Origin of the sequence: Pseudomonas onubensis, assembly GCF_965653655.1 — a bacterium.
Classification (GTDB): Bacteria; Pseudomonadota; Gammaproteobacteria; order Pseudomonadales; family Pseudomonadaceae; genus Aquipseudomonas.
On record NZ_CBFHAZ010000133.1, the window covers coordinates 1 to 14537 of the forward strand.

A 14537-nucleotide genomic window follows, 5' to 3' on the forward strand; every position below is an offset into this window, starting at 1 on the left:
CGCGAAAGCGGAGTGTCAGCTGACTAATTCATTGACTGACCCACCGCTTTCGCGAGCAAGCCCGCTCCCACACTAGGACTGCGGTGTTACGCGGCTGTGCGCATAACACTTAAGCGCCCTATGACTGGCAGCTTCCCGAGCAACCCGAAAACCGGCGCCGTCACCCTCATCAGCAACCCCGACACCTTCGCCGCAAATGGCGTGTAATACCCCCAGCCCAACGCCAACAACGCCAGCAACACCCCGCCGATGTAGTCGTCCTGCCCCCAATGCGCGCCCGCCACCAGCCTTGGCATCATGAACAACAGCGCCAGGCCCCAGATCACCACGACTTGGCTGAAACGCTGGGCAAACACCGTCATGAACATGCCCCAGATCAGCAGCACCGATGCATGATCGCCCGGGAAACTCTGGCTGGAACGGTCTTTCAACTCCCAGGTTTTCTCCAGGCCCGGGAAATAATCACTCATATGAATCGCGCCGCTGATCACCATCGACGGGCTGTGGTGCTGCCAGCCCATTTGCGCCGTAAGTTTGGAAAACAGCATGCGGATAAACAGCAACAGCAGCAGAATGCTCAGAAAACCGAAGAACGCCTGGCGCACGTGAATGGCCTTGAACACCCAGTCACCGCGAATCAGCAGCGTCAGCAAAATCACCCCGACCACCGCATCAAACGGTCGCAAACTGGCCACCGCCCACACATGCAACCACGTCGAATTGCTTGCCAGTGGGTCATTGAGCAGATGAAACAGCCATTCGTCGAAAACCACACACAGCATCTGTCCCGTGGGCCACAGCCAAAAACACAGCAGCCCGATAGCGACTAGATTGCAAAAGGCCCAACCCCCGAGGTTCCACTTGGCTTGGAACAAACCCGGATTGTTCATAAACTGTCCCTCTTCGCTCTGTAAAAACGCACCAAAAAGGTGCTAAAGCGTTTAATTTTATAAACCTTGTAACCAATTTGTCATCAATTCAGATACCCAGACCTATGACTGATCTACCGGATACCGACTTCACCCAACGCTTCATCTTCGATGAGAACGACGCCCGCGGCGAACTGGTCTCGCTGGAGCGCAGCTATGCCGAAGTCCTCGCCAAGCACCCCTATCCGGAGCCGGTCGCGCAGCTGCTCGGTGAGCTGATGGCGGCGGCCTCGCTGCTGGTAGGCACCATGAAGTTCGACGGTTTGCTGATCCTGCAGGCCCGTTCCGAAGGCCCGGTGCCGATGTTGATGATCGAGTGCTCCAGTGAGCGCGAAATCCGTGGCCTGGCCCGTTACGAAGCCGACCAGATCGCGCCGGACGCAACCTTGTCAGACCTGATGGCCAATGGCGTGCTGGCGATCACCGTCGACCCCACCGAAGGCCAGCGTTACCAGGGTATCGTCGACCTCGACGGCGAAACTCTTTCGGACTGCTTCACCAATTATTTCGTGATGTCCCAGCAAGTCGGCACCAAATTCTGGCTCAACGCTGACGGCAAGCGCGCCCGTGGCCTGCTGCTTCAGCAATTGCCGGCTGACCGCATCAAGGACGACGATGAACGCACCGACAGCTGGCGCAAACTGACCGCCCTGGCCGGCACCCTGACGGCTGAAGAACTGCTGGGCCTGGACAACGAAACCATCCTGCATCGCCTCTACCACGAAGAGGCCGTGCGCCTGTTCGATGCCCAGGGCCTGCGCTTCCGTTGCAGCTGCTCGCGTGAGCGCTCAGCCAACGCCTTGGTGAGCCTGGGCCTGGAAGATGCGCAGCAATTGGTGGTGGAACATGGCGGCAATATCGAGATCGACTGCCAGTTCTGCAACCAGCGCTACCTGTTCGATGCGGCCGATGTCGCCCAATTATTCGCCGGCGCAGGCATCGACACCCCCTCCGACACCCGCCACTAAAACGTTTAAGCACAGGTAAATCACCTGACAAACGCCGGATTAGCGCAGTTCTGACGGGAGGGCCCTACTCTTTTTGGGCTTTTCTGGCATAATCCGGCCCACTTTTTTCGCGGTAGTAGTGCGCAACTTTCTACTACAAAACGTTTGGAGCACTCGGCCATAGGCCGACGGGGAACCTCATGACGCAAGCCAATAACGCCGTATACACCGATCTGAGTGTTGACGATCTGGTCAAAGAAGCCCTGCAGCGCGGTGAAGGCGTGCTTGCCGATACTGGCGCGCTGGTCGTAGAAACCGGTCACCGCACCGGTCGTTCGCCGGTTGACCGTTTCATCGTTGAAGAGCCTTCCACCCAGGACGCAATCGCCTGGGGCCCGATCAACCGCAAGTTCCCGGCCGACAAGTTCGATGCCCTGTGGGCTCGCGTCGAGGCATTCAACAACGCGCAAGAGCATTTCGTTTCCCATGTTCACGTAGGGGCTGCAGAAGACCACTACCTGGCCGTGAAAATGACCACCCAGACTGCCTGGCAGAACCTGTTCGGTCGTTGCCTGTTTATCAACCCGGCGCAGTACAACCCGGCCGGTCGTGATGAGTGGCAAGTGCTTAATGTGGCCAACTTCGAATGCGTGCCAGAGCGTGACGGCACCAACTCCGACGGTTGCGTGATCCTCAACTTCGCACAGAAAAAAGTGCTGATCGCCGGCATGCGTTACGCCGGTGAAATGAAAAAAGCCATGTTCTCGGTGCAGAACTTCCTGCTGCCGGCCGCCGACGTGCTGCCAATGCACTGCGCCGCCAACATTGGCGAAGCAGGCGATGTGACCCTGTTCTTCGGCCTGTCGGGCACTGGTAAAACCACCCTGTCGGCCGACGAAAGCCGTTACCTGATCGGTGACGACGAACACGGCTGGGGCGAAGGCGTGGTGTTCAACATCGAAGGCGGTTGCTATGCCAAGTGCATCGACCTCTCCGAGAAGAACGAGCCGGTTATCTGGAAAGCCATCAAGCACGGCACCGTGCTCGAAAACGTGGTGATCGACGATGCCAAGCACGCCGACTACACCAACGTCAGCCTGACCCAGAACAGCCGCGCCGCTTACCCGCTGGAGCACGTTGCCAAGCGTTCCGAGAAGAACCTGGGCGGCGAGCCAAACGCTGTGATCTTCCTGACCTGCGACCTGACTGGCGTACTGCCGCCCGTGTCGATCCTCAGCGAAGAACAAGCGGCTTACCACTTCCTGTCCGGCTACACCGCTCTGGTGGGCTCGACCGAAATGGGTTCGGGCAGCGGCATCAAGTCGACCTTCTCCACCTGCTTCGGCGCGCCGTTCTTCCCACGCCCAGCCGGTGAATACGCAGAACTGCTGATCAAGCGCGTGCGCGGCTTCGGCTCCAAGGTCTACCTGGTCAACACCGGCTGGACCGGCGGCGGCTACGGCGTCGGCAAGCGCTTCAACATCCCGACCACTCGAGGCGTGATCGCAGCGATCCAGAGCGGCGCGTTGATCGGTGCAGAAACCGAGCACCTCGACATTATCAACCTCGACGTGCCTTTGGCCGTACCGGGCGTTGATACCGGCCTGTTGAACCCACGTAACACCTGGGCTGACAAGGCTGCCTACGACGAAGCGGCGAAAGCGCTGGCTGGCCTGTTCATCGAGAACTTCAAGAAGTTTGAAGTGAGCGATGCGATCAAGGCGGCCGGGCCTAAGTTGTAAGGTTCGGTTGTTGTGAAAAAGCCGCCCTCCGGGGCGGCTTTTTTGTGGGCGAGGCTTATGGCATGTCCCTATAATGTGAAAAATCAAAGAGAAATACGTTGTTTTCTATTGATTCAAGCTTTTCGGTAATTGCTTCTTCCCATCGTGTGCTCGACAAGGCCATTGCAATTAGTGCAACTATCACGAGCCCGTATACCAGTGAAGCCTGTCGTCGAGTTTTATTGTAGGCCTTAACGGCATCGCGGAATGGTCGCTCTGATAGCTCTTTGAATTCTGTAATTGGAATGGACTGATTAACTTTTCTGCTCCAAAAAAAGCGAGACTTTGTAAGTGATATTATGTACATTTTATTAGTGCTGGTCGTAATGCAAAGGCTTGCTGCTAACCAGCAGGCGGTAAATAAAAGTAAAAATAAGATCTCAGCCTTGAAATCGTCTTTGTTTTTTAAAGCCAAAAATTTCACGCTGATAGTACCGAACGCGATGGCTATATCCCTAAATAAAGTTGATGATAGTGCGTGGGTACGGTCAATAATTTTTGCTGATTCTTCAGCAATTGATTTTCGTATTTCAGCAATTAACTTCAGGGTTTCGGAAGATTTGCTATGTAGATATGCTTTGTAATCATTTTTCGAGTTTTCGAGAATTTTTGTGAGGCTGCGCTCTAAGAGTTCTGGCCAAGAGTCCTCCCTTCTCAATTGCTCATTTGCGATTCGCGACGAGATCAAGCTATGTCTTATTTCGACCTCTCGGTCCAATTCTAAAATCCATGAGGCAGCCTCTAGTATTTTTATATGTTGGGGGGCTAGTGATTTTTCTCTTTCGTTGAAGCTAATTTCTAATGTTTGAACTCCTTTGAAGACTAAATTAAGGCTATTCCCTGTACTCCATATTTCGGAGCAGAATAAAAGTGTGCTTTTTTTTAGTGCTATTTCCAGCCAGCGTGTAAAGATGTTGCTTTCTTCTGATGGTATTTGATTCGTTATCCAAAATTCAAGATCTTTTACAAGTTCTCCTCCGCTTGAATCTTTAATAAATTTCCTTGGGTCAATTGGAGGTTGATAGGATTCGACGGTCGCATACACCCCGTTAAGGGTTTTGAATTTGCATCTGCGAGATGAAAATTCGGAAAAATTAGAGTTTATATATATGCAGTTTCGATTATAAATTTCTTTTTCTTTTAGGCCGTTAGAAAATCCTTGCTCTGAAAAAAACACATAAAAGTCGGAACGGTTCAACTTGGATATTTTGAGAGATACAGTTTGGTTTAATATTGCCTTATTGTTGTTAGGGAGCTGGTATCGGTCCCCATCATGAAGTCTGATCTCTACAGAGAAATTTTCTTTTTGAGTTTCTGAAAAGCTGTTCAGGGTATCTAGTTCATTCAGACTATTAATTGTGAGCTCGTACATCGCACTGCCTAGGTTTTCGCTCACGTACGTTGCCGTCGATAAAACTGACCTAAATTTTTCCATGAAATTCATCTTCAATGACGTACTTCAACGTGGAAACTTTGAATGTTTTTGTTCCGTTTATTTCGTCGAACTCAATCTGTTTTGAGTCTTCATGTGCTTGCGTGTAGATAACTTGAATGCCTTCGTATGTAACCTTGGTTTTACGGGAAGGCTTAGGGAAGTGGCCTTTTGGGATTCTAATGATCTCATTTTGTATTTTTTGCTTTTTCAGTTCTTTTTCAAATGTAAATTGTAGTTGTTCGTTTAGGTGCAAATCTCCAAATAATGCGTTCAGAAGGATATTGGGGTTTGTCGGGTTAAATGTCTCAATGGATGAAATAGCTTCTTTTGCCATCGTGGATAACTGGCTGGTTATCTCTTGAGGTAAAATGTCTTTATGTGCTTTTGCTGTTGCTTTTAATGCTTCAAGGAGGCGTTCGGTTAGTACTTCGTGTGTGAACTTTCTAGTAATATCAAGAAAGTCTTTAAATTTTTCGGTGATGTCTCCATTTTTTCCGCTTCGATCAATGCAAATAAGTTGGTCGGTGTCGTTTTTTATTTTTATTACTGCAGACTTTTGAAGTGCTTTTTTGTCTTGTACAAAAGTATTTAGGATGTGGTTTAGTATCGGGTTTATCTTTCCGTCTTTTGTTGTTGTGGTTTTATAAGATATTACTTTTGTGTCGTCATATTTTATTATTGCTGCATAGATATCCGTTCCGCTTTTGATTTGCAAAAGCATCAAAACTCCCGGGATTAGGCGTTTGTCGCGCTCATACAATTTTTGGAAGCGTTCGGCCAATATTTGAGAACAATCTATGAAGGCATGCGGGCTTACTAAGGATTGATTTATCTGGTCCTTTACACCTGATGCCGGATTGAAATGGTAGTGAGTGCCTTTTGATGTTTCAATTAGGCGTGCTACAAAAAAGTCTGAGTGGGTACTAGGATCTTCAACTTCAGTTAGAATAGTAGGCGTATTTAGGTCTGGCCCTACAATGTGAAAGATGATTCTCTCAATGACTGAATTTTTGCTGATAACTATTTCGTCAGTTAAGTTTTCGGCCGAAGTCATAGTATTTCCCTTATAGTTTTATTATATATGGTGGCAGCATTAATTTTTTTCACCTGTCGCGAAGCCTAGCTTTTATAATGCCATTTTGCCACTGCTGTGTCGAAATCTCCTATGAAAGGATGAATGAAAACTCAATAGTTCGCATCGGAAGCATTCCTCAAAAGCTGTAGGTTGGCTCTTGGAAAGTCACGTTCAGTTGTAAGAAAAATCTGGCTTTTATAAACGTTAACCGACTAGATGTGCAAAATTATGGCTCCTACCAATACGAGCGCAACTCCCAACACCTGCACCGCCGACAACCGCTCCTTGAAAAACACGAACCCCAGAATCGCCGCAATCCCACCCGACAACGTACTGATCACCGTCACCACCGAAACCGAGCCGGCCATCGCGCCCCACGAAAATGCCGAGAACCCACCCAAGTTCATCAAGCTCGCACCGGTCAAGGTTGCGCAGTTTTTCACCGGCGGGATCTTCAGGCCGTCCTGGATTTTCAGCACCATCACCACCAGCACGCACAGGCCCACCAGGTAACCCAGCCACAGCATGGTGATCGGCCCCAACGCCGGAAGTGTGTAGCGGCCTTGCAACCAGAAACTGGTGCCGTACAGCAAGGCGGCGAGCATGGCGTAGGCGATGGACTGGCGCGGGTTGTTGTGGGGCGTGCCGTTGTCCTTGTGGATGCTGGACAGGATCACACCGATTACGCAGAGGCCGATGCAACCGAGTTGGATCAAGTTGATGTGTTCGCCGCTGGCCCAGGACAGCAGGGTGGTGACTACGCCGTAAGAGGTCACCAATGGCGCGACGATAGCGGCTTTGCCCAGGGCGAAGGCCTTGGACAGCGCCAATGCGCCGGAGACGGTGAGCAGGGCGGCGGTGATGCCCAGGAGCCAGACGCTCAACGGGGCATTCAGGGATTTGAACAGGAAGGCCGGGAAGATCACCAGCAGCAGGGTCATGATCAAAAAGCCAAGGGCTTGGCCGAAATACACCGCGCGTTTAACGCCCACGGCCCGGGCGTTGAGGCCCACGAGAAAGTCCGTGCCGCCCCAGAGTAGGGCGGCCAGCAGGCCCATTATTACGTCCATGTAAGGTCCTTGTTATTGGGTCAAATCGCCAGACTAACGCATAACCCCTGTGGGAGCGGGCTTGCTCGCGAATGCGGTAGATCAGTGAGAAATACTCTACCTGACACACCGTTTTCGCGAGCAAGCCCGCTCCCATATTTGATCCTCGGTGATCTTGGGATCAGCTCAGGTTTTCCAGGGTTTGCGTATCCCAGCTATGGGTCTTGATCGCCAGATAGAGCATGCCGATGGTCAATGGCACCTTGTCGCCGCGCCCTTTGGCGCGACGCTTGAGGAACACATCGAACACCGGCGGTTTGAAGTAACGATAAGCATCGTAGTCGCCCAAGTCGAGGGCAAACTCTTGTTCCAGCGCGTCCATCAACTGCTTGGCCTCGCTGCCATCGCAGCTCAGGTCGAAATTGAGCGAAGTTTCCAGGCGAAGTGTCTTGTGCTTCGGCAGGCCGATTTCTTCGTGCAACAGTTGCAGAAGCTGCTGCATCACGGGGTCTTCGGGGAAGTTGGGGGCCAGGTTCATGGTGGGGGCACGCAGGAGTGGGTGGGGAGGAGGGTTGCGTTGGCGACGGAATTTGTTGCGGGTGATGGAGAGTGCCAAGCCTATCAAGAATACGAAGATAGGGAGCAAGGGCATTCTAAGGATTACTGCCATGTAGGGTAATAAGAACGTCAATGCCAGGCCGGTTACGAGGCACGTGATTGCAAGGCGTTTTCTCAGAATAGAGTCAGTGATCTGGTAATGCAGTAAAAGGTAAAAACCAAAGAAACAGGCTATTTGCAGGACGATATTCATGACTCTTGAAATCTCCTTGCTTCGAGTGCCCGTGTGTTCCAGCGTTTGGCTTTGACGGCCTGGTAGAGCATGTCGATGGTGAGCGGGATTTTGCCTTTGCTGCCTCTGTCCACATGTCTCAAATACATGTCAAAGCCTCGACGCTTGAAATAGCGATTGCTCCTGTAGTCTCCGAACCCCATGCCGAAATCTTGCTTCAGTGCTGCCATCAATTTTCTAGCCTCAGAGCTGCTGCATCCGAGATCATGATTTATTGAAGTGCTGAGGCTGAGAGCTTGATGTTTGGGCAGGCCCACGTCTTCATTCACAAGCTGCAGAAGGTGACGCATGATGGGGTCGTCGGGAAAGTCGGCTGCCAGGTTAAGTGTGGGGGCGACGAGCAATGGGTGAGAGGACCTGATTCGGCTATAACGTTGCCGATCCAGATATAGGCCCGAGCCTAATAGCAACGCACCTATAGGCAAGCTTGGGAGTCGGACTTCCTGTGCCCAGTAAGGAAGCCATATAGCGCAGATCAGGCCCACAGCGAACAGTAATAAACCGACATATTTTCTAAGGGTTTTGGACCTCATTTTGTTGTCCAGGACAACGCTCACCACGATAAAAATGATCCATTGGACGTATTCCATCAACGTCTCCCTCCTCCCTGAAATTGAATGACCATTGCAGACATTGAGCGCTGAGGACCTATTCCTCCGTCTACCTGAGCTTCACTTCCGACGATCACATCACCTGCGTGATAACTGCGAATGATGTTTTTGGTGAATAGACCCACTGTGACGCCGACAACGCGTGCTACAGGTTTCGAAAGCGGGTGAAGGGGAACGCTGAAGGCCCCAGCCAGTAGCAAGGTGACGATGGTCCCGCGTTCGTTAAGCAGTTCAGCTTGTTGTCGGGTCAGTGGCTTGGAGATCGCGACTGTCATCTGGCAAGGCAAATCACGGGCGAACATCTTTTCGTAGAGATCCACCAGTCGATAGCGCACTTCGTTTGCCGAAGTACCAGCTTCCAGCAAGCAGAGGTTTGCCAAAGCGTGCTTGTGGGTGGGTAAAACGGTAAGGCGAATCACCGTGAAGGTGACGCCGTAATGGCCGATGTATTGAGTCCTTTCGATATTCACGGGTTTTTGCCGGGACAGTTGAGAGGTCACCAGTTTCGGTCATATGAAGGGAGGTTATGTAGAGGGTGAGATAGCTGTTTTAAGCAGTTTGGGAAGAGGACTACGCAGTGTTTGTCTGCTTCCCACAAAGCTTTCCGGCATTTGCGATTTGACAGTGATTTTTTTGGCAACACCCAGCCAATGTGGGAGCCGGGCTTGCCCGCGATGGCGGTGTGTCAGGCAGGGAAATATTGCCTGACACACCGCCATCGCGGGCAAGCCCGACTCCCACAGGTTTAGCTCAGTGGTTGGCTTGGTTGTGGCTGGGTGTCGACTGCCGGTTGCAGTTGAACGTGCTGCGCAGCTTCCAGCAGATCACAGCCATCCTGCACGAGCAGATATAGGGCATTGATGATGTGGGAAATGTCTTTGAGGTCGGCGTGTTCGTAGGTCAGGCAGGTGAAGGTTTCCAGTAAGTCAGTGGCAGCACGGATGCGCTGGTGTGCGGCGCAGTGGATATCTTCGGCGGCGGCTTCGGTGTCGATGACGAGAGGGTGGGTGTCGGTGAAGTTGGTGCGTAGCTGACGATAGCGGTTGGCAGGGACATTGAGCGTTGTCATAAAAGGGCACTCCGAAAAATCAAAGAAATACGCCAAAAAAATTGGCACGTTTATCTCTGCTGTTGTTCGAGTGACCAAGCTCGGTCGCCGTATTGATAGCGACGGAGCGAACCTTAGAAGTCAGCGTAATTTCGAGCAATAAACGTATGGTTTAACTATTGGCGTTTCGATCAAACGCTGGCCGGCTTGCTGATACACCGCTCAAAAATCGCCTCAAGCCCCCGATAATCACAGGCCACCGCATCAATGTTCGCTGGTATCCACGCTGCGTGTTTCACCAGCCACCAATTCACCGAAAAACCGGCATTTACAATAATCTGCTCGAACAAAATCCGCTGCGCCCGGCCGTTGCCCTCGCGAAAGGGGTGGATGACGTTGAGGTCGCCATAAGCCTCGGCAATCAGGCGCACCAGTTCTGGCTGAGTTGCATCGACATACCAATCGGCGCGTTCCATACGCTGGATGATTTTCGCCGCTTCCGGCGGGATGCGTTCAGGGGTGCAAAACAGAGTGTCGCCTTTCTGGATGTTGACACTGCGTAATTCCCCCGCCCAGTCGTAGATATCGCCGAACAAGGTACGGTGAAAGTGTTGCAGGCGGTCGAGGTCGTAGGGCGGTGGGTAGAGAGAGAGGCTGCCTGCGGCGATTTCGGATAGTTCTCGCTCGGCTTGATGGAGGAGTACTTCGTCGCGCAAATCGAGGCGGTTGCGCAGGATGCTGCTATCGGGGTAACAGTACGGATCCTGGCCCACCCCGTATTTATCGAGCATCAGTGCGGGGTTTTGCGGTACTTGGCAAGCACGGCTTCGCGTGTCGGCAGAGGTTTGTCGACGTCGGTCGGTTGGGTATCGAACCCTTCCAGGCGCAAGCTGGCCAGGTAATTGGAACGACGGATCTTGTGGTAGTGATCCTGTTTTTGCTCAAACGTCGGTTCGCTCATTGCAGCGTACTCCTGGGTCGCAAGGCTTGATTGTAGCGCAATGCGTCAAAGGGGAGGCGGGATAAAACCACATTAGACTCTGCGCGTCCTAAGCGTTGTCGTCCCCACGTGCAGCGTGAGGAACGATCAGTTACTTCAGCGAAGTGCCAAGATCAATAATCGCCAAGCCTACAGACGCGAAGCCGCATCAAGGTCCATCAGCCCGCGCCCATAGGCTTCGCTGTTGGCATAGATGCCCGTCCGGTTGGCGGTGCTGAGCAAGCGATCGCGAACCTGCTGCGGGGTCATTTCGGGAAAGCGGCTTTGTAATGCCGCCAAGGCACCGCTGACCAGTGCGGCGGCCGGGGAAGTGCCTGCGGTCGGCCCATAGCTGCCGTCTTTCTGTGTCGTCAGCAGATCCGCCCCGCCATCGCCGCCTGGTACGGCAATACACCAACGCGCAGCAAGCCCGCAGTAGTTGGACTTGAGGTTGATCGCGCTGCCGTCGTTCTTGAGGGCCATGACGGCGATCCAGCCTTTTTCCAGCTCTGGCACCAATGCGGGCAGGCCGGGTTCGGCAAGCGGCTCGCGTTTGACCTCGTTGCCGGTGGAGAACACAAAGACCGCGCCTTCAGCCACCAGTTGCTTGGCCGCCTCCAGTGAGTCGCCCATCAGGCGTTCATAGATAGGCACTTCATTGGTGTTGGCTTCAATGGGGTTGGCCCATGAATTGTTGAAAAAGCGCGCGCCCTGGGCATGTGCAAAACGCCAGGCCTGGGCGATTTCGCTGTCGAAATAGAATGGTTCCTTGTCGTCGCCAAACCGCATGGGGATCAACTGGGCGTTGAAGGCGATCCCGTGCATGCCTTGAGCGTTCTTGTTGGCGGCGAGAATGCCGGCCATTTGCGTGCCGTGGCCCTTGATGTCGACAGTGCCATGCTGTTGGCGCACGAAATCGTAACCGATGTCGGCCAAGCGCCCCTGGAACTCAGGTAACTCGCTGTTAAGGCCCGAGTCGATCAGCGCCACTTTCACGCCTTGGCCAGTGCCGCCACGCGCATAGAGGGTGGATGCATTGACGCTGGGCAGTGCATTTGCAGCGAAGTATTCGGGCGTTTCAAAGGCACGCACGGCCAATTGCTCGGAAGTGGGTTTTGGCGGCGCTGCACAGCCCATCAGCAGCAAGGGCAATGCGAGAAGCAGAAAAAAAGGTGGCATGCGAGACATTAACGACTCCTTGTCGGGGCTTGTATTCAAGCGTGCTACTGTCTGCATTTTTGCGCGGTCTTGCTGGTTTTCTCTGTATCAGTTTGTAGCGTTTATCCCCGACCGTTTACCGATCGCTGGTCTATGTTTTTGACTCGTTCAGCGGTCAACGGAGTGACAGCTTATGCACAACACCCTCCAACAGGTCTTTGGTTATCCACAGTTTCGTTTGGGCCAGGAAGCCGCGATCAGCGCGGTGCTGGCCGGTCGTTCGGCCGCGGCAATTTTTCCCACCGGTTCCGGCAAGTCTTTGTGTTATCAGCTGTCGGCGGTGCTGTTGCCGCACCTGACGCTGGTGGTGTCGCCGCTGTTGGCGCTGATGCAGGACCAGTTGGGTTTCCTGCAGCGCCATGGCATTTCTGCTGGCAGTATCGATTCGGCGCAGAGCCGTGAAGACGCCAATGAGGTGATGGCCCGTGCGCGTTCGGGTGAGCTGAAAATCCTGATGATTTCCGTGGAGCGCTTGAAGAACGAGCGCTTCCGTAACTTCCTGCAAAGCGTGCAGATCTCGTTGCTAGTGGTCGACGAGGCGCACTGTATTTCCGAGTGGGGCCACAACTTCCGCCCCGACTATTTGAAGCTGCCGGACTATCAGCGCCAGTTCAATATCCCACAAGCGTTGTTGCTGACGGCTACAGCCACGCCCAAGGTGATTGCCGACATGCAGGCCAAGTTCGCCATTGCGTCGGATGATGTGATCACTACGGGCTTCTACCGACCCAATCTCAACTTGCTGGTAGAGCCGGTGAGTGGCCACGACAAGCGTCGGCGCTTGGTCGAGTGGATGAGCGAAAGGGCCAATCAGCCGAGCATCGTCTACGTCACCCTGCAAAAAACCGCCGAGCAGATTGCCGAACACCTGACCCGCAATGGCATCCAGGCCGAGGCGTATCACGCCGGGTTGCCCCACGATAAACGCGAGGGTATCCAACAGCGCTTCATGGGCGGGCGCTCCAATTGCATCGTTGCCACCATCGCGTTCGGCATGGGCATCGACAAGAGTGACATCCGCAACGTGGTGCACTTCGACCTGCCCAAGTCCATCGAGAACTACAGCCAGGAAATCGGCCGCGCCGGGCGTGACGGGCAGCCGTCCGATTGCCTGGTGCTGGCCAACCGTGACAGCCTCAATGTGTTGGAAAACTTTGTGTATGGCGATACGCCGGAGCAGCAGGGCATTCGCCGTGTGCTGGAGGAGTTGCAAGCGGCGCGAAGCGAGGGCCAGTGGGAGTTCCTGCTGAGGTCGCTGTCGGACCACAGCAACATCCGCGAGCTGCCGCTGAAGACGCTACTGGTGCAGTTGGAACTCAAAGGCGTGATCGCACCGCGCTATGCGTTTTACGCTGAATACCGCTTTAAGTACCTGATCGAACCCGAGGCGTTGCTGGCGCGGTTTTCCGGCGAGCGGCAGCAGTTTGTCGCGGCGATCATCCAGGTGTGTAAACGCGCCAAAACCTGGGCGACGGTGGATTTCGACGCGCTGTACCAACAGCACAATGCCGAGCGCAGCCGAGTGGTGAAGGCGCTGGATTACTTCCAGGAACAGGGCCTGATCGAGCTGGAAAGCAAGCAGATGACCGAGGTCTACAGCCTGCTCGATACCGACTTTGATCCACGGGTGTTGAGCGCCGAGTTATACACAGGCTTCAAGCAACATGAGGTCACGGAAGTGGCGCGGATCCACGCCATGCTCGAGCTTTTTGCTACCGAGCATTGCCTGGGGCAGCGTCTGGCCAAGTACTTTGGCGATGAAAATGCCCCTCAACGCTGCGGGCATTGTTCGGTATGCCACGGCCATGTCGCACATTTGCCGCCGCCGCCGAGTTTGCCGCCGCTTGTGGATAAAAACTTCATGGGGCTGTGCGGTGATTTTATCCACAGGCATCATGAGCACACGATGGACCTGCCAGGAGCGGAACGGCTGGCGCGGTTTCTTGGCGGTATCAGCGTGCCGCTGTTTACCAAGCTGAAGGCGCGGGCCATACCGGGGTTTGCTGCGCTGGAGGATTACCCTTACGCCGAGGTGCGTGAGTGGGCGCAAGCTCACCTGAATGACTTGTAAACCCACTTTCCAGAGAACCGCTCATGCCTGACTCAATGCCGCAACGCGCTGACTACCGTCACTTCCAGCCGATCATCACGCGTTGGCACGACAACGATGTGTATGGCCATGTGAACAACGTCACCTACTACAGCTTTTTCGACACGGCGGTGAATACCTACCTGATTGAAGAAGGTGGGCTGGATATTCATGACGGTGAGGTGGTGGGGTTTGTGGTGAGTTCGGCGTGCGATTATTTCGCCTCGATCGCGTTTCCGGATCGCCTCGACATCGGCTTGCGCGTGGGCAAGCTCGGCAACAGCTCGGTGCAATATGAGTTGGCGGTGTTCAAGGCCGGCGAGGATGAAGCCTGTGCGGCGGGGCGGTTTGTGCATGTGTTTGTGGACAGGGCGTCGAACCAGCCGGTGGCGATTGCGGGGAAGCTGCGCGAGGCGTTGGAGCGGTTGGTGGTTTGACCTGGCCCTGGCAAGCACCCTGACCCTAATGTGGGAGCGGGCTTGCTCGCGAAAGCGGTGTGTCAGCCAGCAAATTAGTTGACTGACAG

The 14537-nt window shown here is 53.8% G+C and carries 15 protein-coding genes; 4 read left to right on the top strand and 11 right to left on the bottom strand.

What is annotated here, in order from left to right:
- Positions 1-86: 86 nt before the first annotated feature.
- A complete protein-coding gene (locus tag ACTD9P_RS27020) occupies positions 87-890 on the bottom strand; it encodes a phosphatase PAP2 family protein (RefSeq protein ID WP_438870064.1) in 804 nt (267 codons plus the stop codon).
- 104 nt (positions 891-994) lie between these two features.
- Between ACTD9P_RS27020 and hslO the strand changes: the two genes are divergently transcribed.
- A complete protein-coding gene (gene hslO / locus ACTD9P_RS27025) occupies positions 995-1897 on the top strand; it encodes an Hsp33 family molecular chaperone HslO (protein ID WP_017135371.1) in 903 nt (300 codons plus the stop codon).
- Positions 1898-2076: 179 nt separating this feature from the next.
- Positions 2077-3618: a phosphoenolpyruvate carboxykinase gene (locus ACTD9P_RS27030; RefSeq protein ID WP_438870065.1), complete on the top strand. Its 1542-nt coding sequence runs from the start codon at positions 2077-2079 to the stop codon at positions 3616-3618.
- Positions 3619-3673: 55 nt separating this feature from the next.
- Here ACTD9P_RS27030 and ACTD9P_RS27035 read toward each other — a convergent pair whose 3' ends face one another.
- From ACTD9P_RS27035 to ACTD9P_RS27080, 10 genes are all read right to left on the bottom strand, one after another.
- On the bottom strand, positions 3674-5053 hold the full coding sequence (locus tag ACTD9P_RS27035) for a hypothetical protein (protein WP_438870066.1): 1380 nt from the start codon (positions 5051-5053) through the stop codon (positions 3674-3676).
- A gap of 25 nt (positions 5054-5078) precedes the next feature.
- Entirely contained in the window at positions 5079-6146 is a 1068-nt protein-coding gene (locus ACTD9P_RS27040) for a nucleoid-associated protein (RefSeq protein ID WP_438870067.1), read from the bottom strand.
- 233 nt (positions 6147-6379) lie between these two features.
- Entirely contained in the window at positions 6380-7237 is an 858-nt protein-coding gene (locus ACTD9P_RS27045; protein WP_438870068.1) for a DMT family transporter, read from the bottom strand.
- 160 nt (positions 7238-7397) lie between these two features.
- Positions 7398-7754, bottom strand: coding sequence for a DUF1493 family protein (locus tag ACTD9P_RS27050; protein WP_056858194.1), 357 nt, complete (start codon positions 7752-7754; stop codon positions 7398-7400).
- A 269-nt stretch (positions 7755-8023) separates the two neighbouring features.
- On the bottom strand, positions 8024-8656 hold the full coding sequence (locus ACTD9P_RS27055) for a DUF1493 family protein (RefSeq protein ID WP_438870069.1): 633 nt from the start codon (positions 8654-8656) through the stop codon (positions 8024-8026).
- On the bottom strand, positions 8656-9177 hold the full coding sequence (locus ACTD9P_RS27060; protein ID WP_438870070.1) for a hypothetical protein: 522 nt from the start codon (positions 9175-9177) through the stop codon (positions 8656-8658). The genes ACTD9P_RS27055 and ACTD9P_RS27060 overlap by 1 nt, the downstream gene beginning before the upstream one ends.
- A 245-nt stretch (positions 9178-9422) precedes the next feature.
- Positions 9423-9746 carry a hypothetical protein gene (locus ACTD9P_RS27065; protein ID WP_438870071.1) on the bottom strand — a complete coding sequence of 108 codons (324 nt, stop codon included), beginning with the start codon at positions 9744-9746 and terminating at the stop codon, positions 9423-9425.
- A 170-nt stretch (positions 9747-9916) separates the two neighbouring features.
- Positions 9917-10516 carry a putative adenosine monophosphate-protein transferase Fic gene (locus ACTD9P_RS27070; protein ID WP_438870072.1) on the bottom strand — a complete coding sequence of 200 codons (600 nt, stop codon included), beginning with the start codon at positions 10514-10516 and terminating at the stop codon, positions 9917-9919.
- Positions 10516-10686 carry a YhfG family protein gene (locus ACTD9P_RS27075; protein WP_438870073.1) on the bottom strand — a complete coding sequence of 57 codons (171 nt, stop codon included), beginning with the start codon at positions 10684-10686 and terminating at the stop codon, positions 10516-10518. Before ACTD9P_RS27075 ends, ACTD9P_RS27070 begins: the two co-directional genes overlap by 1 nt.
- Positions 10687-10854: 168 nt before the next feature.
- Positions 10855-11892 (bottom strand): S8 family peptidase, encoded by a 1038-nt coding sequence (locus ACTD9P_RS27080; RefSeq protein WP_438870074.1) that lies wholly within the window; start codon positions 11890-11892, stop codon positions 10855-10857.
- Positions 11893-12055: 163 nt separating this feature from the next.
- On the opposite strand from ACTD9P_RS27080, the gene ACTD9P_RS27085 reads away from it, so the two are divergent.
- Complete coding sequence (locus ACTD9P_RS27085) at positions 12056-13993, top strand: RecQ family ATP-dependent DNA helicase (protein ID WP_438870075.1); 1938 nt, start codon at positions 12056-12058, stop codon at positions 13991-13993.
- A gap of 23 nt (positions 13994-14016) precedes the next feature.
- Positions 14017-14448, top strand: coding sequence for an acyl-CoA thioesterase (locus ACTD9P_RS27090; RefSeq protein ID WP_138817299.1), 432 nt, complete (start codon positions 14017-14019; stop codon positions 14446-14448).
- Positions 14449-14537 lie beyond the last annotated feature (89 nt).